Consider the following 1743-nt stretch of genomic DNA (forward strand, 5'->3'; position numbering starts at 1 on the left):
TGTGATCACCAAGCGATTCTGTCGTATCGTAACTACCAAGCGACTTTGTCATTCGCTTAATTACCGAGGGAAATTGACGGTCTCTATTTTTACGTAATCCTTTGACTAGTGCTACGAATTAGTCAGGGGTGTATAGGATGATCGTTATGGATACTCAATCTCAGCTTACCGTGGATATCATCGCAAAAGTTGCTCTCGGTAAAATCTCAATTACTAATGCCTCTAAGCTCCTCAATAAGTCTCGCAGAACCATCGAACGTTATCTCAGGCGATATCGCTCTGATGGTATCCGATTTGTGGTTCATGGCAACACAGGAAGGGCACCCGCTAATAAAACCCCCATTACCTTAAAGCAACAAGTTCAAGCTCTTATAAAGACCAAGTATTACGACTTTAACATGCTTCATCTCGCCGATATGTTAGAGGTATTTGAAGGTATCAAAGTAAAACGGGAGACGCTTCGTACCTGGGCACATGAAATCCATCATGTAAAACGAGCCAAACATCGACGTTCTAAGGTAAGAAGACGACGTGAGCGTATGGAAGCCGAAGGCTTAATGCTGCAAATGGACGGCAGTCCGCACCTTTGGTTCGGTGATAAAAAATCCTGTCTTATCGCCATGATTGATGATGCAACCAGTGAGGTTCATGCGGAGTTTTTTCCTTCAGAAACCACCGAAGGGTGCCTCAAAGTAATGAAAACTTATATCAAGAAAAAAGGGCTTTTTAAGACTCTTTATGTCGATAGAGCGGGCATCTTCGGTGGACCAAAACGTTGCCACTTCTCCCAGATGCAACGAGCCTGTGAAGAGCTGGGTATAGAAATTATTTTTGCCAATTCGCCTCAAGGCAAGGGTCGCATCGAACGTGCTTTTGATACGTTCCAAGATCGTCTAGTCCCTGAGTTAAGGCTGGCTGGGGTTACTGATATGATCAGTGCAAATAACTACCTACAAAATACCTTCATCCCTGAGTATTGGGCAACGACCCTCACAGTCAACGCCAAATTAATGCGCTCTGAGCATACACCCGTTCCGAAGTACCTCAACATTGACGCGATATGTATTCAAAAAGAATATCGAAAAATCCGTCGAGATCATACCTTCAGCTACGCCAACGCAATGTATCAAATTACCTCCCCATTACGGCACTCTATCGTGAGTCAACAAGTCGAACTACGTAAGCAACTTGATGGTGGTTTTACGGCTTATTTTGCCGACCGAGAGTTATCGATTAAAGAGCTTACTGAGCCTAGCTCTAGGAAAGAATACGGAGAAGAGGTTCAGAAAAAGATCGAGGCTATAGAGCTTGCCAATGAGTTAGGGAATGTTAGAGAAGCGGCTCGACAAAGCGGTTGTTCTGTCAAAAGCATTCACAACAACCGTCAATTACTTGAAGCCCATGGCCCACTTGCTTTGAAACGTCTGTATGGTCAATCACACAACAATAATCGCATCGATGAAAAGACTCGAAATATCGTCATCTCATTAACACTCAAATCGCCTCACCTAACCTCTATTAGGATAAGTGGTGAGATGAGAAAGCGTTTTAACATCTCGATTAGTCACTCAACAGTAAGGAACATCTGGCTTGAAGAAAAGCTGAATACAAGAGAGTTACGGGAGGCACGTGCCGAGGAATCAATTATCGAATAGAAACTAATCTGCAATAGTGGACTACTATGAATAAAGCAGCGACAGAATCCTTCGGTATTTAGACCGTCAACCTCCCTCGGTAATCACA

General features: G+C 43.6%; 1 protein-coding gene. It reads left to right on the forward strand.

Annotation, left to right across the window (positions count from 1 at the left end; translation table 11 throughout):
• Positions 1–137 precede the first annotated feature (137 nt).
• Positions 138–1655 (forward strand): ISNCY family transposase, encoded by a 1518-nt coding sequence (locus AACW75_RS22945; RefSeq protein WP_081324381.1) that lies wholly within the window; start codon positions 138–140, stop codon positions 1653–1655.
• The last annotated feature ends 88 nt before the right edge of the window (positions 1656–1743 follow it).

The sequence above is a fragment of the Vibrio sp. L3-7 genome, from assembly GCF_963898195.1.
Classification (GTDB): Bacteria; Pseudomonadota; Gammaproteobacteria; order Enterobacterales; family Vibrionaceae; genus Vibrio; species Vibrio echinoideorum.

Coding starts and splice junctions, on each gene's coding strand:
- AACW75_RS22945 (WP_081324381.1), top strand. CDS start 138: ATGATCGTTATGGATACTCAATCTCAGCTTACCGTGGATATCATCGCA.